This window comes from Pseudomonas sp. DE0010 (assembly GCF_007680745.1).
GTDB lineage: Bacteria > Pseudomonadota > Gammaproteobacteria > Pseudomonadales > Pseudomonadaceae > Aquipseudomonas > Aquipseudomonas parafulva_B.
This window is the reverse complement of the sequence record NZ_VEJQ01000016.1, coordinates 21,592-43,752: the sequence shown is the minus strand read 5'-3', so window position 1 is coordinate 43,752 and position 22,161 is coordinate 21,592. Positions and strand designations below refer to the sequence as shown.

Genomic DNA, 22,161 nt, shown 5'->3' with positions numbered 1-22,161 from the left:
TCAATACAAAGGTGTCATTTACCGGCTTTCGCTACCCGGCGGTTGAATTTACGGATGTCCCGATACTCCATCAGGCGAACACGCATGTCCCGGTAGCGCTGGCTGTTGATGATCAGCAGAGCCAGCAAACCGAACACCAGGACGGAAATATACCCCCCCATGTGCGGGCGATAACCGTAGCTGGGCAATGCGGCGAGCAAGGCAACCACGAGGATGCCGACCACACCGCGCACGCCCCAGGCAAAGCCACGCACCATGGCGATATGCGAGGCGGCGCTCACTACACCGGCTGCCGCCAGCACCATCACCGAGAGTTCAGGGTCTGAACCGCGCATATAGGTGGAGAACACCAGCGAGACGGTGCCGCCCAGCGCCATGCAGGAAAAGAAAAACTCGGCAATGAACACGCCGAAATAACGGGAAAGGAATGCTTGCAGTTCCTGGCCATGGGTCATTCGTAAATTTCCTCATAAAGCCCCACGGCAACCGACTGCACGAAGCTACTGCTGGCAAAACCCGACAAGCCGCCAATCGAGTCCTTGATCAAGGTATGCGTGGCGTGCTGGATTTGGGTGGGGGTGAAACGCTTGATCGCGGTACCCGCCGCCTGCTTCAGCTTCAGCTGCTTGGCGGTGAGCGACGGGTGCTTGATCTGCAGAAGTTCCTCGGCCAGGGCCTTGCGCTGCTGCCGCGACAGGCTCTGGAACAGCTCTCTCCAGCCCTTGCCGGTCGCCGCTTTGCGTGCCTGCAGGAAACGCACGGTGTTCAGGCTCGATGCGCCCACACCGGCCAGCGCTACGCCGTCGAGTATGCTCATTACCGTCTGGACCGTGTCATTACTGTCGAGCCAGTCGTTCTGCCCAGGGTCGAACACTTCGTTGAACACCCGGTACCCGCCCATCATGCACTGCCCGGTCCCTGCCGCTGCGGCGGCATAACCGACCGCCGTCAACACCATGCTGGCGCCGCCAGTGAAAGGTACGGCAATGGTGCCGCTGAACATGACGACCCAACCCAGGTAGGCCGACAGGCAACTCAAACTGGCGTTCACAGCCTCTCCCATCACCTTGCGCTCACGAGCGCCGGTCTGCAGCTGGGTCATGAACTGTTCAGGTGACTTGTAAGGTGGCGCCTCCTGCAAAATCACGCGCTTGGGCGCGATGCTGCAGATCGGCTTGAATTCGCGCAGGACGATCACGTTGTACTGGGCATCGATGTAAACAACACCCGCGCCAACGATACCCGGGTCGGAATCAATGGCCCTGAATAGCTTCTGCTGGTCGAGGGTCAGCAACAACCGCTGGCGTGCCATTTGCTGCCGGTAGCCGCCGAGCACGTCGGTCATCAGGTCTGTCACAACAACTCTCCTAGTTTCAAAAAGCCGCTGCGCCGGCGCAACCGCGTCCCTGGCAGGTCAGGCGACCTGCACACGGGCTGCGGGTGCAGCGGCGCGAGCGCAACGCAGCGTGGGGTTACACGTTCGGGCACGGTACCGGCGCCCAGTCACCCATGTCGGGGCTGCGGCACATCTTGTTGACCTGGTCCACGCCAGCGTTGGCCACCTGTTGGGCCTCGGCCTTCTTGGTGGCGGCCTTCTGCAGGGTCTTCTCGGTGGCTACGGCCTCTTGCGGCACGGCCTTGTTGACCTTCTTGGCCTGGGTCTTCTTGCCGGTGGTCTTGGCCGGTGCGGCCACGGTGGCGACTTCGGTACGCGCCACGCCAACCTGCTTGAGGTCCTGCTCGTAGGCCTGGGTGTAGCTGTCGAGGTTTTCCGCGACGCGGCCATTGACGGTGGCCAGCAGCTTGTTCGACTCCTGCAGGCCCGAGACGATCTCGGCCAGGCGCTTGCGCCCTTCGGTGTCGTTGATGCGGTTGGCCTTGCGGCCGTTGATCAGGCTGGTGAACTCACGCTGGTAGCAGCTTTGCGAAGCCTTGGCATAGGCCGTAGTGCGGTCCAGGTCGGCGGCGCTCTTGTCGATGTCAGTGGCGTACGAGGCGATGCGCTGCTTGTCGTCGCTGATCTGCTTCTGGCGCTCGGTGTAGTAGCCGGCGGCGCCACCCACCAGGGCACCACCTGCTGCACCGATGGCGGCATTGCGGCCGCGGTTGTCGCCGTCGATCAGGGCGCCGGTCAAGGCACCGCCGAGGGCGCCGATGACCGCACCGCTGGCCACCGAGCGGGTCATGTCCCCGTCGGTGGAACGCAGGTGCTGCACCGGCTCGTAGCAGCTCGGGTAGTACTCGACCTTGGTCGTGGCACCCACCTTGGACACTGGCGAGCTGGAGCAGCCGGCGACCAGGACAGTGCTGAAACCTGCGGCGAGCAGCAGGGCGGAACGGGCATGGGAAGCCGTGAAGAGGGTCTTGAGCATGTCACTTTCTCACGTGGTTGGTTAAAACGGCGGGCCTCATGCCCACCGTGGGTACGTCAAGCAGAAGCTACTACTACGAGGGCCGCGCCGCGGCCGATGCCAGGAGCTCCTTGAGGATCGTCGCCGGGTCGGCCCGCCGGTTCTGGCGGTACTCCCCAACGTGGCGGACGAACAGGGTCGCACGGCTCACCAGGCTGTTGCCCAGGACCGGCTTGCGGTTGAGTTCTTCCTTGACCCGCTGGAACTGCGCCTGGATCACCGCCTCGGTGTAGCGCGTGCCACTGGCCAGGTTGTCGATGTAGATCGCCACCGCGCCATCGAGGGCGGCGCGGCCGTTGCTGATGGCGGCGGCGTACATGCGCACGCTGGTCTGGTCACCGCGCGCCTGAGCCTCGGCCTGGGTGTTGCGCAGGTTGGTCAGGCGGATGTTGTAGTTGTTGATGGTCTCGGCCACCAGCGCGGCGGACTGGATCAGGTTGCCGGCAGCTTCCTCGCGCTGGCGGCCGATCAGCGACACGCTGCGCTTGAGCTCTTCGTTGACCAGGCCCAGCTCGGCTTGTTGGCGTGGGTCGGTGGTGGCGGCGATGATGCTGTCCAGGCGCTTGGTCGGGTCCTGGGCGGCGTCGATGTCATCGGTCAGGCTGGTCAGGCGGCCTTGTTTCTGCCACTGCTCGAACAGTTCCTGGTAGCGCGAACGGGGTGCCGACAGAGCGCCGATGGCCACCCGGAAGCCGGTGGTCTCGTTGCGCTGTTCGGTACCGTCGGCGCCGAACAGCGGGTACTCGCGGCGCATACCGGTGAACAATGTCCCTTCGCCTTCCAGGTAATTGCCGCCTTTGACCACGAAGCCGCCATAGGCGCCTTGCAGGCGGCCGGCATGCACCAGCTGGAACGACTCCTGGACCATTTCCGCAGCATTGCCGATCATATCGAACAGCCCCAGCGGGTTTGGCAGGCGGGTGCCGATCGGCATCAGCCGGGCAGCCTGCCCGGTGCCACCGGCCACTTGGTTGAACACTGCCCAATCGGCCAGCGGCCCGTCGCTGTCACTGCCCGGCACCTTGCGCGGGAACAGGCGCCCTTCCAGCTCCTGGCGGCTCACCGCCGAGCCACCCCGGGCAGCGAACTCCCACTCCACTTCGGTGGGCAGGCGCACGAAGCCGACCCCGCCGTCCTCGGCCTTGCTGCCACGGCCACTGACCGGCAGCAGCTCGCGGTGATACTTGAGCAGCCAGGCGCTGTACACCGCAGCGAAGCGCTCGGCCTCGAAACGCGACAGCTTGACCTTGGGCAGGCGCCCGGCCGCCGTGGTGTCGGGCTGGCAGGCCGGCGCCGGCTCGCCGCTGGCCAGCGATTGCGCCTGGGCCATCACCTGCGCGTATTGGCGGGCGCTGACCTCGTACTTGCCGATGAAATACATCATCGGCTTGAGCGGGCCGGCCTGGTCGAGCCTGGGTAGGCTCGGGGCGACGGCTTTCTGCCAGTCGGCGGAAAGGTCGTGCAGGCTGAACTGGCCGTTGATGAAGTCACGCCGGTAGCCGGAAATGAACGACTGCTGGTAGCCGGCCTCCCCCTCGCTGAACGGGTAGCCGAGGTTGACCTCGCGGTCGTCCAGGCTGCCCTGGGCCAGCACATAGACACTGCGCAGCACCAACTCGCCGCCGCACGGCAGCGGCAGGCTGACGTCACCCGGCAACGGCTTGGGGTTGTCCAGCTTGCTGGTGTCGACGGCCGGTGCCGGTGCCTGTGCCTGTGTCGGGGCGCTGGCAGCGGTGGCCTGCGGCTTGGCAGGCGGCTCTTCGGCGCCTGGTGAGCAGGCGGCCAGGCCCAGCGTGGTCAACAACAGGGCCGCAGCCCCAGCGCGAAGTTCAGACATCACGGATTCCTTGACTGGCATCGATGCGCGTCACCCGCCAGCCGCCCAAGGCAGCGGCGGCGGTGCTGGCCAGCAGCACCGCAGACAACGCAACGAGGTAATGCATCGGCAACAGATGGCTGGCGTGTTCGCCGGGCACCTGCGTGAATATTCGGTTCAAGCCCTGCTCGGCCAGCAGGTACAGGCCGCCGGCTGCGGCCGCCGCCAGCACGCTGCTGTACAGCGCCTGCAGCACCACGAACAGCAGCAGCGCCGCCGTGCCGAACCCCAGCAGGCGCAGCACCGCCAGTTCGCGCTGCTTGCGCTGTACCGCCGCCAGGGCGCCAGCGGCGATGGCAGCCAGGGCACCGGCCACGGCCAGGCTGGTGATGATCCAGAACACCAGGTCGAGGTTGCGGCTGAGCGCCTGCACCTGGGCGATCTGCGCCGCCTGGGTCGATACCAGCCACTTGCGTTCGGCGAAATACGCGCGCATCGGCTCGACATCGGCCAACCCCCGGGCATACAGGCGAAACGCCGGGTACACCCGCCGGGTATCGCTGCCTGCGGCCTCGCCCGGCCAGCCCAGCGCCGGCACGCCGCGCCCGTCGCGGTAGTCCTCGACCGCCTCAAGCAGGGCCAGAGAGGCGAACAGGCCATCGCGCTCGAACGCCGCCAGCGGCAGCACCGCCGCCACCTGCAGGCGGGTCTGGCGCCATTGCAGCTGGCCGGCCTGCTGCCGGCTGAAGCTGGCATGCAGCTCGTCACCGGCCTTGGCACCGAGCTTTTCAGCGGCGGTAAAGCTCAATACCACCTGCTGCAGCCCCTGCGGCGGCGTCACCTGCTGCAATAACGGGTCGCCGGCAGCGGTCGGCAGCATCTCCACGGTCACCGCACGCCCGCGTGCCGGCAGCAACAGCTCGGCGGTAGCGGCGATCTGCCGGGTACGGGCGATGGCAAAGGCAACGTCCGGTCGCTGCGCCAGTTCGTGGATGAAATCGGCGCGGAAACGCCCCCCGCCCAGCGGCACGATCTCGCGCACCGCCGGGTCGCGTTGCAGGCGCTCGGTCAGGCTGCCGACCAGGCCGAACTTGAGCCCGAACAGCACCAGCAACGGTGCGATCACTGCGACCAATGCCAGCACGCTGCACGCCGACAGCCGCGCATCGTTGCGGTAGTCCTGCCAGGCCAGGCCGGCGATCAGCCACGCGCGCATCAGCAGGCCTGCCCCAGTGTGGCGGTGACGCCGCCGTCGGCATCGCGGCGGCAGGCCATGCGCAGCACGCTCAACTCGGCCCGGCGTGCCAATGCTTCGTCATGGGTGGCCAGCACACAGGTCACCTGGCGTGCCTGGGCCTCGCGCAGCAGCAGCTGCATGACCCGCTCGGCGTTCACCGGGTCCAGCGCTGCGGTAGGTTCATCGGCCAGCAACAACGCGGGCGCATGCGCCAGGGCGCGGGCACAGCTGACTCGCTGGCGTTGCCCTAGCGACAACGCGGCAGGCTTCTTGGCCAGCTGATCGTGCACATCCAGCGCTTCGGCCAGGCGCTCGACGCTGCCGTCCTCGGCTAGCCCCAGCAGCTGCCGGGGCAGGCGGATATTGCCGCGCACATCCAGAAAGCCGAGCAACCCGCCAGCCTGCAGCACGTAGCCCAGCTGGCGGCTGCGCAGCGCTGCCAACCGGTCCAGGCGGCCCTGCTGCCACAGGCCGGCCACGTCGCTGCCGGCGACGACGAAAGCGTCGGCGGCATCCGGCGCCAGCACCAGCGCCAGCAGGTCGAGCAAGGTGCTCTTGCCGCAGCCGCTTGGGCCGACCAGCGCCACCCGCGCGCCCGCCGCCAGCTGCAGCTGGTCAATCTGCAGGCTGTAGCGCTGGGCGCCCTGCCCGCGCGTCTTGCGCACCCCGTGCAGGCTGATCATCACGGCAGCGTCGACAACGGCACACGGTACAGGGCATCGCCGGGCTCGGCCTTGCCGAAACGCACCCAGTTGGCCATGTCGTTGTGGAAGGTTTCGTACAGACGGATCTTCGAGTCCAGCTCGTCAATGAAGTCCTCCTGTTCGGCCACCGACAGCGACAGCCACAGGTCTTCGGTCATGCTCAGCGACTTGCTGCGGTACGGCAGGCCTTCGAGGTATTCGCCGAGTACCCCGCCCTGGGCCAGGTTGGCGCCTTTGGCCAGCGCGCCCGGGTCGCGGCTCATGTAAGCGCTGGCGCTGGCGATTTCATTGAAGAAATCGCCTGGCGAACTGCGGGTCTTGCGCGCGGCATCGACGATCAGCTTCAGCGACTGCTGCAGGTCGTTGAGCTGCAGCTTGGTCAGCATCACGCACACTTGCAGGCTCGGCAATGCCGGGTTGATCAGGTCGCGGTCGGCGGCCCAGGCGCTGACCAGCTGCGGCGCCTGGCTGGCGCCGGCGCGGCCGAGGAAGTCCATGTGCATGGCATAGCCGATGGCCTGGGTCTTGGCCGCCAGGGTTGCCCCGGCGTGCAGTTGCGGCAGCGGCTGCGCCTGCTGCTGGCGCACCTGGTGCACCAGCTCGGCGAACGTCGAGCCGATCTCGCGCACGCGCTCGCCAAAGGCCCCGACATCGCCGCCCGGCACGCCCACGTAGAGGTCGCCGATCTGCGGGTTGCTGTCGGCGGTCAGCACGCGGTACTGGCTTTCGGCTGCGCCATGGTTGTTCGCCCCGGCTGGCGTGCGCAGGTGCAGGGCATAGATCTTGATCTGCTTGCTCAGCGCAGCCTGGCGGACCTCGGCCTCGTTCATCTGTGTGCTGCTGTAGGGGTCGTTCTTGCGCAGCGCGCCGGCATCGCTGACCAGTAGCACGATACGCCCGCCGTAGCCGGACCAGTCCATGCCCTCGACGGCCTGCATCACCCCGGCGAAGGCATCTTCATTGAACGAATGGCTGGAAACGCTGGTGGCCTTGACCTGCGCGGCGGCCTTGAGGAAGCGCGCCGGGTCGCGGCCCTGCTCCAGGCTGACCAGGGTCTTGCTCAGGTAATCCAGGCCGGGGGTGCGCTTGACGCTGTTGCGAAAGCCCACCAGGCCGAAGCTGACGTTGTCCAGCTCGCCACGCGCGGCCAGTTGCGCCTGCAGTTCGCTGACCACCTGGCGCACCCGGTCGATGTACGGCTGCATCGACACCGACGTATCGACCACCAGGACGATGCCGGTGCGGAAGCGGTTGTCCGCCATAAGCGCCGCGCCGGCAGCCGTGGCCGGCTGGCTGCGCGCGCGGCTGCCAGGGTCGATGGAGGCGACGTTGAGCAACTGCACCGGCTGGCCGTCGGCACCGAAGCTTTCGCGATAGTCGAAGATCGGCATCAGGTAGAACTGGTTCTGCGGCACCGCGCTGGCGGCCGGCTCCAGCGCCAGCACCTGCGGCGCCTGCTCCGGCTGCTGCTGCGCCTTGAGCAGCTCGGCGCGGGCCTTGCCGCTGTCGTCGAGCAGCTGCTGCAGGTCATCGGCCTGACGCATGAACATCACCGGTGAACGGCCGGAACGCTCGGTGAACTTGAGCACCAGGCTCTGCTTCCAGTCACTGGCCTGGGTCGCCGGCAACCAGCCATCGCGCTGGCCGGCGCTGGAGGTGCCAACTTCCAGCCACTGCTGGCCGTCGATGTCCTTACGCTGGTACACGTACAGCACCGAAAAAGCCGGCAGGGGCTCACCCGCGCTGTCGCCGGGCCGCGCCAGCAGTTGCGCCTCGGGCTTGCTCAGCACGCGCTGGAACAGGGTTTTCTTGCCTGGCATCAGTAATGGCCGGCCATCCTCGCTGGCGGCGAGTGGCGGCGTGGCCGGTGTCTGCACCTGGCTGGCGGCTTGCGTCACCGGCGGCGGCGCAGCCGGCTGGTCGCTATCGGCCGGCCACCACAACCAAGTCACCCCCAGGCCCAGCGCCGCAGCGATGGCCACGGCCAGCAGCGCTTTGGCCGGTTTGCCCGGGCCGGCTTGCGCTGGCGCGCTCGGTTGCGGCCGGGTCGGCGCAGGCGCGGGGCTGGCGACTGGCGCAGTTACGGCCTGCGGGATATCGATGGATACCGGCGTCAGTCCGCCCAGCTCAGCCTTGCCCGGCATCGCCACCGGCAATGGCCGGATCACTGTGCTGTCCTGGTGATCGACAGGCAAGCGGCCGAGCGCTGCCAGCAACGCGGCAGCATCGGCAAAGCGCTGCTCGGGGTCTTTGGCCAGCAAGCCGCGCAGGATGCTCTGAAAGCGCCCGTGCTCGATCGGCAGTTCCGGCAGCGGCTCGGTCAGGTGCGCCAGTGCGGTCGACAAGGCATCGGTACCACGGTAAGGCAGCTCGCCGACAAGGATCTCGTACAGCACCACGCCAAGCGCATACAGGTCGGCGCGGCCGTCGATGTCCATGCCGCGCGCCTGCTCCGGGCTCATGTAGCTCGGGGTGCCGACGGCGAACCCGGCCTGGGTGAACTGGGTGCGGTCATCCAAAGACTTGGCGATACCGAAGTCCGAGAGCACCGCCGTGCCGTCGGCGCGGAACAGGATGTTGGCCGGCTTCACATCGCGGTGCACCAAGCCCTGGGCGTGTGCATAGCCCAGCGCCTGGGCGATCTGCCGCACGTAGAGCAGGCCCTGCTCAGGCGCAAGCCCGGCGGCTAGGCGCTCCTTCAGGGTGCCGCTGGGCAGGTACTCCATGGCCATGTAGTACAGCTCGCCGATATTGCCGATGTCATGGATGGTGGCGATGTGCGGGTGCGACAGACGCGCCAGGGTGCGCCCTTCGCGCAGGAAGCGTTCGCAGAAGATGGGGTCGGCGGCAAGGCTTGCGGCCATCACCTTCAGCGCCACCTTGCGCTGCAGCGAGCGCTGGGTGGCCAGGTAGACACTGGCCATGGCGCCCTGGCCAATCTCGCTGTCGATGTCGAATCCGGGAATCTGCATGTTCAGGGTGCTCTTCAATTCGCCTTCACCACCACGGCGGTGATGTTGTCGGGCGCGCCACGGGTCAGCCCCAGGTGCACCAGGCTGCGGACCACCTGGTAGGGGTCGGCATGGCCGAGCACATCGGCGATCTCGTGGTCTTCGGCGGTCTTGTTCAAGCCATCGCTGCACAACAGGTAGGTGTCGCCGGGCTGCACCTGCACGCTCACCGCCTGCAGGTCGAGCTGGTCCTCGACGCCGATGGCGCGGGTGACGATGTTGCCGCGTGGGTGCATGCGGGCCTCGGCCTCGTTGAGCAGGCCGCTGTCCTGCAGTTCCTGGACATAGCTGTGGTCATGCGACAGGCGCTCGATGCGGCCACCGCGCAGGCGGTACAGGCGGCTGTCACCGGCCCACAGGCCCACGGCGCGGTCGCCGCGTGCGGCCAGCACCACCACCGTGCTGCCCATCATCGCCACGCCCTGGCGAAGGGTTTGCTCGCGCACCGCACGGTTGACCCGGGCCAAGGTGTCGCGCAAGGCCTGGGTGAATTCCTCCAGCCCATCGATCAGCGGCAACTGGCGCAGGCTGTCCACCGCCAGGCTGCTGACATAATCGCCGGCGGCATGCCCGCCCATGCCGTCGGCAACGGCCCACAGGCCATCCCAGGTCAGCTCCAGGCAAGCGTCTTCGTTGATCTTGCGGACCATGCCGACATGGCTGTAGCTGGCCGCGCTGTAGCGCACGCTGCTCATGCCGGCCTCGCCTCGCTGCCCAGTAAAAATGCGGCGAACTGCTCGCTGCGTGGCAGGCCCTGGCTGCGCAACAGGCCTGGCTCGATCCGCTCGCTGCCCTGCCCCCACCACAGGCTCATGCCGTCACAGGCGCATTCGGCCAGGGCCAATGCCCGGCCTTGCGAGGTGGTGCCGTTCAGCCGCTGCAAGCCGCCCACGGTCAGCCGTGGCCCCTGCAGCAGTGGGGGGGCGTCGCGATAAGGCTGCAGGGCTGCCGTGAAATGCTCGAACGTTGCCTCTGCGGCAAGCGTGCCCAGTAACGCCGCCTCGACCCCTTCGAACCATTCATCGGCGCCGCCAACGATACCCGCAAGTGCCACGCCGGGCTCCAGCAGCTGCGCCACGCTCAGCGGAAAGTAGCGCCCGACCCGATCGATGCTCGGCATCAGCACGCCGACCACCGCTTCCGGGCCACACACCCCGGGCGCCAGGGCAAAACGCCACAGCGGACTGACCAGGTAGGCCTGCAGCCAGCCCTCGCCAAGCGCCTGCTGGCTGGCCTGGATACCGGCGGCCAGCCACTGGTCCCAGGGTTGGATGAAACTCTGTGGCAGGCCACGGCTGACGAAGTCGCCGCGACAGGCCATTTTTCCGTAGAAACCCACGTCGTTCACAGGCGCTCCGGCAGGCTGAAACCGCTGACCACTCGGCTGCGGAACGGGTTGAAGGCGCTGCTGGCACGCAGCTCGTACGACACACTGGCGCCGTCCACGCGCAAGCGCAGGTTGAAGCGCTCCGGCGAGCTGCCGGCCACCAGGTCGGACTGGTCGAGCAGGCGGAACCACGCCCACGGCCCTTCCATGGTCAACCCAGAACGGCCGCTGGCCGCCGGCGGCGCGATCGCCAGGCGCACCACGCCGATGCTGTTGGGGTTGGGCCACTGCAGCGCCACCGGGCGGCTCGGGCCGTGGTCGTAGCTGACCTGCTGGCCGTCGAGGTCGAGCAGAAACTGGTTGATGCTGGCGTCCATCGCCACTGGCTTGAGCTCGAAGCGCACGCCTGGCTGCAGGCCATTGCCGCTGCGGAAGAAGGCATCGCGAATGGTCGCCGCGCGCTGGAAGGTGTACAGCACGTTGCTGTTGATGCCAAGCTTCTGCGCCGCGCCCGGCTGCCAGCTCCAGGGTGTGCTGGAGGTGTTGACGTAGGGCTGCAGGTACTTGCGGAAGTAGCTGTCCATCACCCCGCCAACGCCGAAGAACTGGCCGAAGTCTTCCAGGGTGGCGTCGCGCGAGCTGCCGGCCACCATCGGGTAGCGGCCGCTGAGCGACTGGCGGTAGACGTTCAGCACTTCGCTGGCCCAGGCGGCGTTGAGCTGGTTGCGCACCCCGCCCATGACCACGCCGTGGGTCGAGCCGAGTACCGAGCTGACCAGGTTCTGCACCACCTTGGGCTGGCGCGCCGCGCCCAAGGCAACCCGTTGCGCCGCCGCCTGGGCCTGGTTCTTGGCCTCACCCAGCAGCGCGTCGCCGCTGGCACCGACCATGGCGCTGACTTGCACGTAAAGCGCGTTGAGGTCGGTGAGCAGGCCGTCGATGGCGGCCGGCTGGCCTTCGCCGCTGTCAACCAGCGCAGCCAGTTGGGCAAAGTGCGCGGTCACCGGGTCCTGGGTGCGGGCAGCGGGGCTGTCGGCCGGCAGCGGGGCGTCGCCGAGCAGGCCGCCGAGACGCTGGCGTAACTGGTCGACACCGGCCTGTTGGGCCTTGTCCTGAACCTTGTCGAGGGTGGTCGGCTGCGCCAGGTTGGTTTCCCGCGCCACCGCCTGCAGCAGCAGCTTCATCGGCGAGCTGGGCCCGGACAGCACCCGCAGCACGTCGGCGGCCTGGCCGACGCTGGTGATCGGCACGAAGTCCAGGTCGTCGAGCAGGGCATCCCAGTGGCGGATGTAATCCTGGTAGTAAAGCTGCTGCACATCGTCGGCCAGGCGCCTGGCATCGCCCGCCTCGCCCGGCGCGCGGCCGAGTACCCAGCGCTCTTCTGCGAGCGTGGTGCTCTGCGTCAGGCTGGCAGCCAGAAACGCCTGGCGGTAACCCAGCACGGTAAACAGCCCCGGCAGCGGCTCGCTCAGCGGCTTGGCGCTCTTGAAGCGAAACACCAGGGCCGCATCGCGGCCGGCCGCGTCGCTGACGCGGAAGTCTTCGACCCCAGCCGGCAGCTTCTGGCGCTTGACCCGGTCGTAGACGCGCTGGGCCACCGGCAGCTGTTGCAGTTGGCGCCGGGTGTCGTCGATCAGGCGCTGGTCCAGGCGGGCATTTGGCAGGCGCTTGTCGAACAGCGCTGCCAGGTGCTGTTCCAAGGCCCGGCGCAGATCAGGGGCAAGGTCGCGAGGCAGCTGGCGCTCCCAGTCCAGGGTGATCCAGGCCTTGATGAAGTCCGCGTCGTAGTGTTCGCCGTCGGCCAGCATCAGGTAGGCCTTGAGCCCTTCGTAGAGGTAGTCCGACGGGCCGCCGGCGTACAGCTGCTCCTCGATGCGGGTCACCAGGCGCGGAGCGAAAATGGCGATCAGCAGCTTGCGATACAGGCTTTGCGATTCGCTTTCGAGCATGTCGCCCTGGTACAGGCCCAGGCCCTCGGCCCAGCTGGGTGGGTCGTCGGCCAGATGGCGCACGGTGTTGAGCAACGGCAGCACCTCGACGACGTTGCGCTGCGCCGGGCTCAGGCTTTGCACGCTCTTGCCCAGCGGCTGCAGGCGGCTGTCGACCTCGGCGATGTATTGCTGGTTGGCACGGTAGCTGAGTGCCCACAAGGTGCCGACCAGCAGCACCAGCGCCACGCTCAGGGCCAGCGCGCCACGGGCGATCCACCTGCGCCGCCGTTCAACCTTGGGGTTGCTGCCGACCAGACCGCGCTCGGCGAAGGCCACAGCCGTGAACAGTCGCTCGATGAAATAGCTGCGCCCACTACCGCTCTGGCGCGCCAGCTGCGCGCGGTCCAGGCCCATGCTCTGGGCCATGCTGCCGATCAGCCGGTCGATGGGGCTGCCTTCCTGGGTGCCGCTGGTGAAATACACACCGCGCAGCAACGCCCGCGCCTCGAAGGCGTTGGGCTTGAAGATGCCATCGAGGAAGCCCTTGAGGTCGCCGCGCAGGGCGGCGAACTGTTGCACAAAGCCGTAGATCAGGTCGCGCCGGGTCGGGTCGCGTTCCTGTTGCAGGCGCTCGACCAGGCGCTCGCCAAGGCGCTGTTCGAGCAGGCCGAACTCGTTGTCGAACTGTGCCAACGGGCTGTCAGCCCCCTGCTCGAGGGTATCCAGCGGGAAGGTCATGCCCCACACCTGGGCGCGCTCGTCCTTGCCCAGGTTGTCGAAGAACTCCGTGAAGCCCGGCACCAGGTCCAGCTTGGTCAGCATCAGGTACACCGGGAAGCGCACGCCCAGCTGGCTGTACAGTTCCTGGATGCGCGCACGGATCGCCACAGCATGGGCGGCACGCTCGGCGTCGCTGCCCAGCAGCAGGTCGGCCAGGCTGATGGCAATGAACGCACCGTCGATCGGGCGGCGCGAGCGCTGGGTCTTGAGCAGGTCGAGGAAGCCCAGCCAGGCCGCCTTGTCGACTTGGGCGTGGCTGTCCTGGGTGGTGTAGCGGCCGGCGGTATCGAGCAGCACCGCCTGGTCGGTGAACCACCAGTCGCAGTTGCGCGTGCCGCCCACCCCGCGGATGGCGCCCTCGCCCAATTGCGCGGCCAGCGGGAAATGCAGCCCGGAATTGACCAGCGCGGTGGTCTTGCCGGAACCGGGCGGGCCGATGATCACGTACCACGGCAGCTCGTAGAGGTTGCGCCGCTCGTCACCGCCCAGGCGGGCCTTTTTCAGTAGGGCCAGGGCCTCGTCCATGCGCTGGCGCAGGGCGGCCAGCTCTTCGGCGGTGGCCACGCTGGCCGGGTCCGGGGCGGTCTCGGCGGCCAGGCTCTGCATGACCTTGGCCGCCTGCCGACGCGCCTGCACGATGCGCCAGGCGCGGTAGGCGCCCCACACGGCGAACAGCAGGACAATCAGCAGCCAGCGCGGTGCGGGCGGCGCCAGCACTTCCAGCAACGGCCCGACAAACCAGATGATCAGGCTCAGGGCGATCAGGCCCAGCAGCGGGATCACCCAGCGAATGACAAAACTGAACAACGCCTTCACTCGACGCCCTCCGCCAGCACGGTGATTTCAACCCGGCGATTCTTCGCCCGACCTTGCGCGGTGTCGTTCGACGCCAGCGGTTCGGTGTCGCTTAATCCTTCGGCGCTGAAGCGCTCGGGCTGCCCTGTGCGCGCAGCGAGCAGGCCCTTGACCTCTTCGGCGCGCGCCTGCGACAAGGCCCAGTTGGACGGGAAGCGCAGTGTGGCGATGCGCTGGTTGTCGCTGTGCCCGGTCACCCGCACGTTGCCCTTGACCTTGGCCACGGCCTCGGCAATGCGCAGCATCAACGGCTGGAAATCGCCCTTGATGCTGGCGCTGGCACTGGCGAACAGCTCATCGCCGCGAATGGTCACCACCGAACGGTCCACCGCATCTTCGACGGCGACCCGGCCAGCCTTGATGTCTTCGGCGAGGAACCCGGCCAGGCGCGGGCGCTGCACCGGCTTGGGCTGCACCACCGGGCGGTCCATGGCCTGCACCGGGATCTCGCCCAGCGCGTGGATACCACGGAACACCGGCTCGGCATCGGCAGCCAGCTTCAGGCGCAGACCGAACAGCAACAGCAACAGCAACGCCACGGCCACCGCCAGGCCTACCCATGGCGGCACGAACTGGGCCAGGCGATCGCGGCTTACGGTCGCCCCGCGCCAGTGCGGCGACAGTTCGCGCTCGCGCTCGCCACGGGCGCTGCGAATCGCCGCAGCGGCGCGCTCGCGCAGTGCTTCGAGCTGGGCGCGGCCATCGTTCATGACCCGGTAGCGGCCTTCGAAGCCGAGGCTGGTGCACAGGTACAGCAGCTCCAGCAGGTTGAGTCGTTCGCGCGGGCTTTGCAGGCAATGCTCCATCAACTGGAATACTTTCTCGCCGCCCCAGGCCTCGTTGTGCACGGTGATCAGCAAGCTCTGCCGGCTCCAGTCGCTGGCACTGCCCCACGGCGTGCTGAGCACCGCCTCGTCCAGCGCGGTGCACAGTGCGTAGCGCGCCAGCAGCACCTCGTTACGCGCGACCCCAGCAGCTTCGGCACGAGTTTCGAACTCGCGCAGGTAGGCCAGCAACTGCGCGCGCAGGCTGGCCGGCGCTGAGTGGGCGATGGTGTTGCGCAGACGGGTAAGCAAGGCCAGCAGCGGCCCGGCGGCCTGCTCCAGTGGGTTGAGGCCCATGCCCTGGCCGGGCGCCAGCGGCTCGGCCGGCACCTGCAACGGCGCGAGAGCCGGGGCCGGGGCCGGTTGCGCGGCGCGGCCCCCGGGGCGCGGCATGAACTGGGTACGGTCGTTGGCCAGCGGATCGTCCGGGTGCATCGCGGGTTATCCTCGAATAGCCCAGAAGGCCAGGCTCAGGCCGGGGAATTCGCCGGCGACGTAGAAGGCAAAGCCACCGGAATGCTGCAGCTGCTTCCAGTGTTCGCTGCCACGGTCGAGCTCGAAGTAGGTGGAACCGGCGTGGAACGGAATCTGCCGTGGCGCCACCGGCAACGGCAGCAGGCCGATGCCCGGCAGTTGCAGGTTGACCAGGTCGCGAATGTGCTCCACCGAGCCGATCTTGCTCTGTTGGCCGAAGCGGCTGCGCAGGGTCTCGCTGGGCACGTCGGCGCGCACCACGAGGATGAAGCTGGCGCTGTCGAGCAGGCTGCGGTCGGCGAGCATGCCGACATGGATGCCGTAGGCCTTCTCGACGATCGGAATCGCAACCGCCTTGCTGTCGATCAGCGTCGAGAGGGCCTCGCGCAATGCGCTCATCACCGGCGCGAAGGTCGCTGCCAGGTCGTCGTGCTGGTACACCGGGAAGCTGAGCGGGCGCCGGCCATCACGGGTGAAGGTGGCGAACTCGCCGGCCAGCGCCACCAACTCGCTGTACAGGCGCTCGGGGTGCAACGGACTCAGCTGATTGAGGTGCTCGATCAGCGGCTGGGCGCGGTTGACCAATTGCAGCAGCATGAAGTCGGCAATCTCCGACGCCCCGCCATTGGCCGAGGCGACCACTCGCCCGGCCAGCGCTTCGCCACGCTGGTGCAGCAGCCCCAGCAACTCGCCGCAGAAGCCGGACAACTGCTGGCTGGCCGCCACGTCAAGCAGCGGTGGGATGTAACTGTCATCCACCATCAGGGCACGGTCGGCGCGCTTTTCGCGGATGCGCAGCATGCCGAGGGCGGCGTAGTCGCTCAGGCCATCCTCGCTGAGCAGCAGGCGCAAGGCGCGGCTGCCGAGGGCCAGCGCGGCACGGTTCTCGAACGGCGCGTTGTCGTCACGCACTTCACTGACCCGGCTGATGTAGCGGGCGCCAGCGCTGGCCTCGCCTTCGTCGACGGTGTCGCGGGCCCCGGCGCGCTTGAGCGGCAGGCCCAGGTGGACCACGCCATCGCGCAGCGCGTCGGGCACCTCCAGCGGCGCTGGCGGCAGGTCGTCGCGGGGTATGTCGAACGGTGTGCCGTCGGGCAGCAGGCCGCGGGCACTGATGATTGCCACCTTGCCCTGGGCGAGCAAGCCCTGGTCGAACAGCAGTTCGGAGAAGCCCCAGGCAGCAGCGCTCAATGGCCGGCTGCGGGCGTCTACGAGGTGTTCGAGGTAGCGGTCGTGCTGTTGGAAATGCTGGGTCGTGATGAACATGCCTTCCGACCAGACCACGCGATTGTTCCAGGACATGGGGGCTCCGATTGCCTAGCGGGCAGGTTCAGGTTGAGGGGTGGCCTCGGCGCTGCGCACGTCACGCACATCGAGGCTGATCTGGTAGTCGCGCGGCGGCACAGGCAGCACGCTGCGCCACTGGGCCTGGTCGATCTCGCGATAACCGACCACCAGGCCGATGTGGCGCGTGGCGGGGTCCAGCGGGCGCTCGAGGCGCAAATGCCCGCCGGGCTGCAATAGCACTTCGTCCTGGTCGATCAGGTCGGCGCCGAGGGTGGCCTGGGCGCGTTCGGCCAGGGCAAAGTAGTCGGCGCGGGCGAAGGCGGCGCTGTTCTTCAGCTCGAAAAGGCGCACCCGGACCGGCGCCGGGGTGCCACCAGGGCCCGGGTTCAGCCCGGCGGCAGCGCTGAAATACAGGGTCACGGCGGCGCGCTCCGGCACCTCGTTGGCAACCGCGGCAACAGGCGTGTCCTTGCTGCAGGCCGCGAGCAGCACCAGGCTCATGGCGGCTACCAGTGTTATTGCTTTCATCCTTGTCCTCATGACGTACCTTGGGCTTCCCCGATGCACTCAGCGACGTTGCGCACGGCTGCTGTGGAGCTGGTAGGCGCGGCTGAATTCGCGGCCTAGCAGCTCTTGAAAATCGTCTTCGGCCTCGCGGGAAATCTGCCCGTAAAGCTCGGTAAACTGCTGCCAGCAATGCGCCTGGCGCGAGCCGCCGAACAGCTTGGCCAGCCCGGCAGCCGGTGCCAGGCGCTGCTCCAGGCGGGCCGGCTGGAAACACCCCAGCAAGTGCTGGATGGCAGCTTGCACACCGGCCATCACCGCCAGCTGGTGGGCGCGCACATCATCGAAGCTCTCGCGCACCGCCTGGTCTGCCGGCATAAACGCCTGGTTGCCGTGGCGCAGCAGCAACAGCAACGCCTCGTCGGCATTGGGGGCGAATTTCAGCGGATTGTTCTGCACCGGGGCAATGGTGGTCTGCTGCATGCGGAACTCGCCCTTCAGGCTACTGCGCGCACGCAAAACATCGATCAGGCCCTCTACCATCAGGCGGTAGCTACGGCCGATGGCCTCCATCTGCGCGGCGGCATCGGCGGCGTCGATGCGCAGGTGCTCGATGCCAGCGCCGCGCAGGAACGCCTGCAACAGGGCGTCGCTGGCCATGGCCGGTGCGGGCGCAGCGGCAGGCGGCGCGACCGCTGCCGCTGTCACCGGCGGCGCTGACGGTGGCGATATCATATCCGCAGCCGCAGCCGCAGCCGCAGCCGCAGCCGCAGCCGGGGCCGGGGCCACTGCCGCCGGCGCTGCGGCCGGCGTCGAGCCGAGCAGGTCCCAGTCTTCCGGGATCATCCCCGGGGTGGCCGGGGCGGCAGTCGGTGCCGGGGGAGCCAACGGGGTTGGTGGGCGAAAGTCATGCTGCTGGGCAGGGACGTGGTCGGGCTGGCTGACCGGCGGCACGCTGGCCGGGCCGAGGAAATCGAACAGGTCAGGCAGGGTGTCATGGCTCGAAGCCCCCTGCAGGAGCGCAGCCGGCGCCCCGGAAATCGCCGGGGCAGGCATGGCCGGAGCGGCCATCTGGTTGGCCATCAGCGCTTCGAAACTGTGCGCCTGGGGCTCGCTTTCAAGGCTGCCAGGCAGGCTCGCGTCGATCCGCGCCTGTATCTCGTATTCACCAATACGGATAACTTCGCCATCCATCAACGGCTCACTGTTACCACGACGCAAACGAATACCGGCACAAACTAACTCGACACCATTGGTGCTGTCGTCGGTCAAGTAATACTGGCCATGCTTGAACTGGATCACACAATGCCGAGACGATACCAACCGTTCCGGGTCGGGAAGTACCCAGTCATTATTAGCCGCACGACCAATAGTGATGGCACCGCTCTCCAGCCGCATTTCCGGACATTGTCCAGGGGTAATCTTGTGATAGCTGGTGATAGTTAGGCAAAGTGCCATCATGCCTCCTTGCATCCGTTTAGAACGTCGATCCATCCATTCGAGTTAGTGCGCGAAGCCACTCGAACACCGTTGCAACGCTTGATTCACGCGGCCCAGGCAAAAACCACAAATATATGAAGGGTATGTAACGCCCATGCCGTGGCCTAACCAGAATCCATGACGAGCGGTGCCTGGCTACTGCCAACAGCGTCACAGCAGGCACTCGGCGGCGCGTAGCTTACCTTGACACCTGCAAATAAATAAACCATAAATGCGCAACTTCGAAGTGCCAAAATAATATCATCGTGATACCACTTCGACACGCGTTAAAAAGTTTGTGCGCCAGTTCACATTTGCAAATTCGCACAAGAACACGCCCTCACCAAGGGCCGATAGGGAGATCGAATTCTGGTGTACGCATCGCCGTTGCTCGCCGCTGTTTCTGCTGACTTCCCCTGCGGCGAAGACCTCGAATATGACGCTGAGTTTCTGCAACTGGAGCGTGATGCCCAGGGCCGCCCCGAGCGCGTCATGGGCGATGCCGTTCAGCCCGCCGAGCCGCCGCAGTGGCGCGACATCGAGCAGGCATGCAGCCGCTTGCTGCAACGCAGCAAGGACCTGCGCATCACCCATTTTCTGTTGCAGGCCAACCTCGCCCTGCATGGCCTGCCGGGCCTGGCCACCAGCCTGGAACTGATCCGCGACCTGCTCGCCGAGTATTGGCTCTACCTGCACCCGCAGCTGGACGCCGCCGACGACAACGACCCCACGGTACGGGTCAACGCCCTGGCCGGCCTGACCTGCGACACCAATATCGGCCTGCTGCGCGATGCCGTGCTGGTGCGCTCGCGCGCCTTCGGCCCGGTCACCCTGCGCGCCGCATTGCATGCCGCCGGCGTGCAGCACTTCGCCAGCGAACAGCTCAGCGCCGAAGAACTGGCCGCCGCCCTGCGTGACGCCGACGAAGACCAGGTGCAGCAGTGCCAGGCAGCCCTGCAGCTGGCCCGCGAGGCGGTGGACGTCATCGAACAGCGGGTCAACGACCAGGTCGGCTCGGCCAGTGGCGTCGACCTGTCGGCTCTGCGCCAGCCGCTGCGCCAGGTGCAGCAGGTGCTCGCCGATTACGCCCCGGCCGGGGCAGGCCCTGCCCTGGCCGCCGCCGAAGCACCGGCGACCACCAGCGAGCAAGTGCCGCCCGCCGCCGCCAGCCCCAGCGCCCGGCCTGCCGCCCGCCCTGGCGAAGTAAACAGCCGCGAGGACGTGCAGCAGAGCCTCGACCGGCTGTTGCAGTACTACGCCCGCCACGAGCCCTCCAGCCCGCTGCCGGTGCTGTTGCACCGGGCGAAGCGGCTGGTCAATGCCGATTTCGCAACCATTGTCCGCGACCTGATCCCCGATGGCTGGTCGCAATTCGAGAACCTGCGCGGCACCGAGGACAACTGACGCCCTCGGCCCGCATCAACACCGACGCCCGCAACGAACAGCGCCGCCGCACCGGCGACCAGGAGGAACAACGTGGCGAAAGACAGCTCCCAGAAATTCATCGCACGCAACCGTGCGCCGAGGGTGCAGATCGAATATGACGTCGAGCTCTACGGCGCCGAGAAGAAAGTCCAGCTGCCATTCGTCATGGGCGTGCTGTCGGACCTCGCCGGCAAGCCGGCCGAACCGCTGCCTGCGGTAGCCGAACGCAAGTTCCTGGAGATCGATGTCGACAACTTCGATTCGCGCCTGAAGGCCATGAAGCCACGCGTGGCCTTCAACGTGCCCAACGAGCTGACCGGCGAAGGCAACCTGAGCCTGGACATTACCTTCGAGAGCATGGACGACTTCAGCCCGGCCGCCGTGGCACGCAAGGTCGATGCCCTCAACCAGCTGCTCGAGGCGCGCACCCAGCTGGCCAACCTGCTGACCTACATGGACGGCAAGACCGGTGCCGAGGACATCATCCTCAAGGCCATCAAGGATCCGGCCCTGCTACAGGCACTGGCCAGCGCGCCAAAACCCGTCGACAACGAGCCCAAGGCCTGAGGAGACAGCCCATGAACGATCCATTGCGCGAAGCCCAGGCCCAGCCAGCTGGCGCCACCCAGGACACGAGCGAATTCGCCAGCCTGCTGCTGCAGGAGTTCAAACCCAAGACCGAGCGCGCCAAGGAAGCGGTGGAAAGCGCCGTGCGTACCTTGGCCGAGCAGGCCCTGGCGCAGACCAGCCTGGTGTCCAACGACGCCATCGGTTCGATCGAGCAGATCATTGCCGCCATCGACGCCAAGCTCACCGCCCAGGTCAACCAGATCATCCACCACGATGATTTCCAGCAGCTGGAAAGCGCCTGGCGCGGCCTGCACTACCTGGTCAACAACACCGAAAGCGACGAGCAGCTGAAGATTCGTGTGCTCAACGTGTCGAAGACCGACCTGCACAAGACCTTGAAGAAGTTCAAGGGCACCGCCTGGGACCAGAGTCCGATCTTCAAGAAGCTGTACGAAGAAGAGTACGGCCAGTTCGGCGGCGAACCTTACGGCTGCCTGGTCGGCGACTACTACTTCGACCAGTCGCCACCCGACGTCGAGCTGCTGGGAGAGATGTCGAAAGTCTGCGCCTCAATGCACGCGCCGTTCATCGCCGCCGCCTCGCCGACCGTGATGGGCATGGGCTCGTGGCAGGAACTGAGCAACCCGCGCGACCTGACCAAGATCTTCACCACCCCGGAGTATGCTGGCTGGCGCTCGCTGCGTGAGTCGGAAGATTCGCGCTACATCGGCCTGACCATGCCGCGCTTCCTGGCGCGCCTGCCATACGGCGCCAAGACAGACCCGGTCGAGGCCTTCGCCTTCGAAGAAGACACTGATGGCGCCGACAGCAGCAAGTACACATGGGCCAACGCCGCCTATGCCATGGCCGTGAACATCAACCGCTCGTTCAAGCACTACGGCTGGTGCTCGCGCATCCGTGGCGTGGAATCGGGTGGCGAAGTGCAGGGCCTGCCGGCGCACACCTTCCCCACCGACGACGGTGGTGTGGACATGAAGTGCCCGACCGAAATCGCCATTTCCGACCGCCGCGAAGCAGAGCTGGCGAAGAACGGTTTCATGCCGCTGCTGCACAAGAAGAACACCGACTTCGCGGCCTTCATCGGCGCCCAGTCGCTGCAGAAGCCAGCCGAGTACGACGACCCGGACGCCACCGCCAACGCCAACCTGGCCGCGCGCCTGCCGTATCTGTTCGCCACCTGCCGCTTCGCGCACTACCTCAAGTGCATCGTTCGCGACAAGATCGGCTCGTTCAAGGAGAAGGACGAGATGCAGCGCTGGCTGCAGGACTGGATCCTCAACTACGTCGACGGCGACCCGGCGCACTCCACCGAGACCACCAAGGCCCAGCACCCGCTGGCAGCGGCCGAGGTCGTGGTCGAGGACGTCGAAGGCAACCCGGGTTACTACAACTCGCGCTTCTACTTGCGCCCCCACTACCAGCTCGAAGGGCTGACCGTGTCGCTGCGCCTGGTATCGAAGCTGCCTTCGGCCAAAGGGGCCTGACCGCCCCCGGGCTGTCTGACA

At 67.0% G+C, this 22,161-nt stretch carries 17 protein-coding genes; 3 read left to right on the top strand and 14 right to left on the bottom strand.

Annotated elements, in window-relative coordinates; translation table 11 throughout:
- Positions 1–14: 14 nt before the first annotated feature.
- From FS767_RS13625 to tagH, 14 genes are all read right to left on the bottom strand, one after another.
- Entirely contained in the window at positions 15–455 is a 441-nt protein-coding gene (locus FS767_RS13625; RefSeq protein ID WP_058638522.1) for a hypothetical protein, read from the bottom strand.
- On the bottom strand, positions 452–1,345 hold the full coding sequence (locus tag FS767_RS13620; RefSeq protein ID WP_144966309.1) for an NAD synthetase: 894 nt from the start codon (positions 1,343–1,345) through the stop codon (positions 452–454). The genes FS767_RS13625 and FS767_RS13620 overlap by 4 nt, the downstream gene beginning before the upstream one ends.
- Positions 1,346–1,472: 127 nt before the next feature.
- Positions 1,473–2,372, bottom strand: coding sequence for a type VI secretion system-associated lipoprotein TagQ (gene tagQ / locus FS767_RS13615; RefSeq protein WP_144966230.1), 900 nt, complete (start codon positions 2,370–2,372; stop codon positions 1,473–1,475).
- A gap of 73 nt (positions 2,373–2,445) precedes the next feature.
- The gene (locus tag FS767_RS13610) at positions 2,446–4,248 is read right to left on the bottom strand and encodes an SUMF1/EgtB/PvdO family nonheme iron enzyme (RefSeq protein WP_144966228.1); all 1,803 of its coding nucleotides are present in this window, start codon (positions 4,246–4,248) and stop codon (positions 2,446–2,448) included.
- Entirely contained in the window at positions 4,241–5,443 is a 1,203-nt protein-coding gene (locus FS767_RS13605; protein WP_144966226.1) for an FtsX-like permease family protein, read from the bottom strand. Before FS767_RS13605 ends, FS767_RS13610 begins: the two co-directional genes overlap by 8 nt.
- A complete protein-coding gene (locus tag FS767_RS13600) occupies positions 5,443–6,147 on the bottom strand; it encodes an ATP-binding cassette domain-containing protein (RefSeq protein WP_144966307.1) in 705 nt (234 codons plus the stop codon). The genes FS767_RS13605 and FS767_RS13600 overlap by 1 nt, the downstream gene beginning before the upstream one ends.
- Entirely contained in the window at positions 6,147–9,146 is a 3,000-nt protein-coding gene (locus tag FS767_RS13595; RefSeq protein ID WP_144966305.1) for a serine/threonine-protein kinase, read from the bottom strand. The genes FS767_RS13600 and FS767_RS13595 overlap by 1 nt, the downstream gene beginning before the upstream one ends.
- 8 nt (positions 9,147–9,154) lie before the next feature.
- Complete coding sequence (locus tag FS767_RS13590) at positions 9,155–9,874, bottom strand: PP2C family serine/threonine-protein phosphatase (protein WP_144966224.1); 720 nt, start codon at positions 9,872–9,874, stop codon at positions 9,155–9,157.
- Positions 9,871–10,527, bottom strand: coding sequence for a type VI secretion system-associated protein TagF (gene tagF, locus FS767_RS13585; protein WP_144966222.1), 657 nt, complete (start codon positions 10,525–10,527; stop codon positions 9,871–9,873). Before tagF ends, FS767_RS13590 begins: the two co-directional genes overlap by 4 nt.
- Complete coding sequence (gene tssM, locus FS767_RS13580; RefSeq protein ID WP_144966220.1) at positions 10,524–14,033, bottom strand: type VI secretion system membrane subunit TssM; 3,510 nt, start codon at positions 14,031–14,033, stop codon at positions 10,524–10,526. Before tssM ends, tagF begins: the two co-directional genes overlap by 4 nt.
- Complete coding sequence (locus tag FS767_RS13575; RefSeq protein WP_144966218.1) at positions 14,030–15,331, bottom strand: DotU family type VI secretion system protein; 1,302 nt, start codon at positions 15,329–15,331, stop codon at positions 14,030–14,032. Before FS767_RS13575 ends, tssM begins: the two co-directional genes overlap by 4 nt.
- Positions 15,332–15,337: 6 nt before the next feature.
- Positions 15,338–16,672, bottom strand: a complete 1,335-nt coding sequence (tssK, locus tag FS767_RS13570; protein WP_144966216.1) for a type VI secretion system baseplate subunit TssK — start codon at positions 16,670–16,672, stop codon at positions 15,338–15,340.
- A gap of 15 nt (positions 16,673–16,687) precedes the next feature.
- Complete coding sequence (gene tssJ, locus FS767_RS13565) at positions 16,688–17,185, bottom strand: type VI secretion system lipoprotein TssJ (RefSeq protein WP_144966214.1); 498 nt, start codon at positions 17,183–17,185, stop codon at positions 16,688–16,690.
- Between the two features lie 39 nt (positions 17,186–17,224).
- Positions 17,225–18,619 carry a type VI secretion system-associated FHA domain protein TagH gene (tagH, locus tag FS767_RS13560; protein WP_144966212.1) on the bottom strand — a complete coding sequence of 465 codons (1,395 nt, stop codon included), beginning with the start codon at positions 18,617–18,619 and terminating at the stop codon, positions 17,225–17,227.
- Between the two features lie 393 nt (positions 18,620–19,012).
- On the opposite strand from tagH, the gene tssA reads away from it, so the two are divergent.
- The 3 genes from tssA to tssC all read left to right on the top strand — a co-directional run bounded on the left by tssA (position 19,013) and on the right by tssC (position 22,140).
- The gene (tssA, locus tag FS767_RS13555; RefSeq protein ID WP_144966210.1) at positions 19,013–20,044 is read left to right on the top strand and encodes a type VI secretion system protein TssA; all 1,032 of its coding nucleotides are present in this window, start codon (positions 19,013–19,015) and stop codon (positions 20,042–20,044) included.
- 72 nt (positions 20,045–20,116) lie between these two features.
- The gene (gene tssB, locus FS767_RS13550) at positions 20,117–20,632 is read left to right on the top strand and encodes a type VI secretion system contractile sheath small subunit (RefSeq protein ID WP_025340314.1); all 516 of its coding nucleotides are present in this window, start codon (positions 20,117–20,119) and stop codon (positions 20,630–20,632) included.
- Between the two features lie 11 nt (positions 20,633–20,643).
- Positions 20,644–22,140: a type VI secretion system contractile sheath large subunit gene (gene tssC / locus FS767_RS13545; protein ID WP_144966208.1), complete on the top strand. Its 1,497-nt coding sequence runs from the start codon at positions 20,644–20,646 to the stop codon at positions 22,138–22,140.
- The last annotated feature ends 21 nt before the right edge of the window (positions 22,141–22,161 follow it).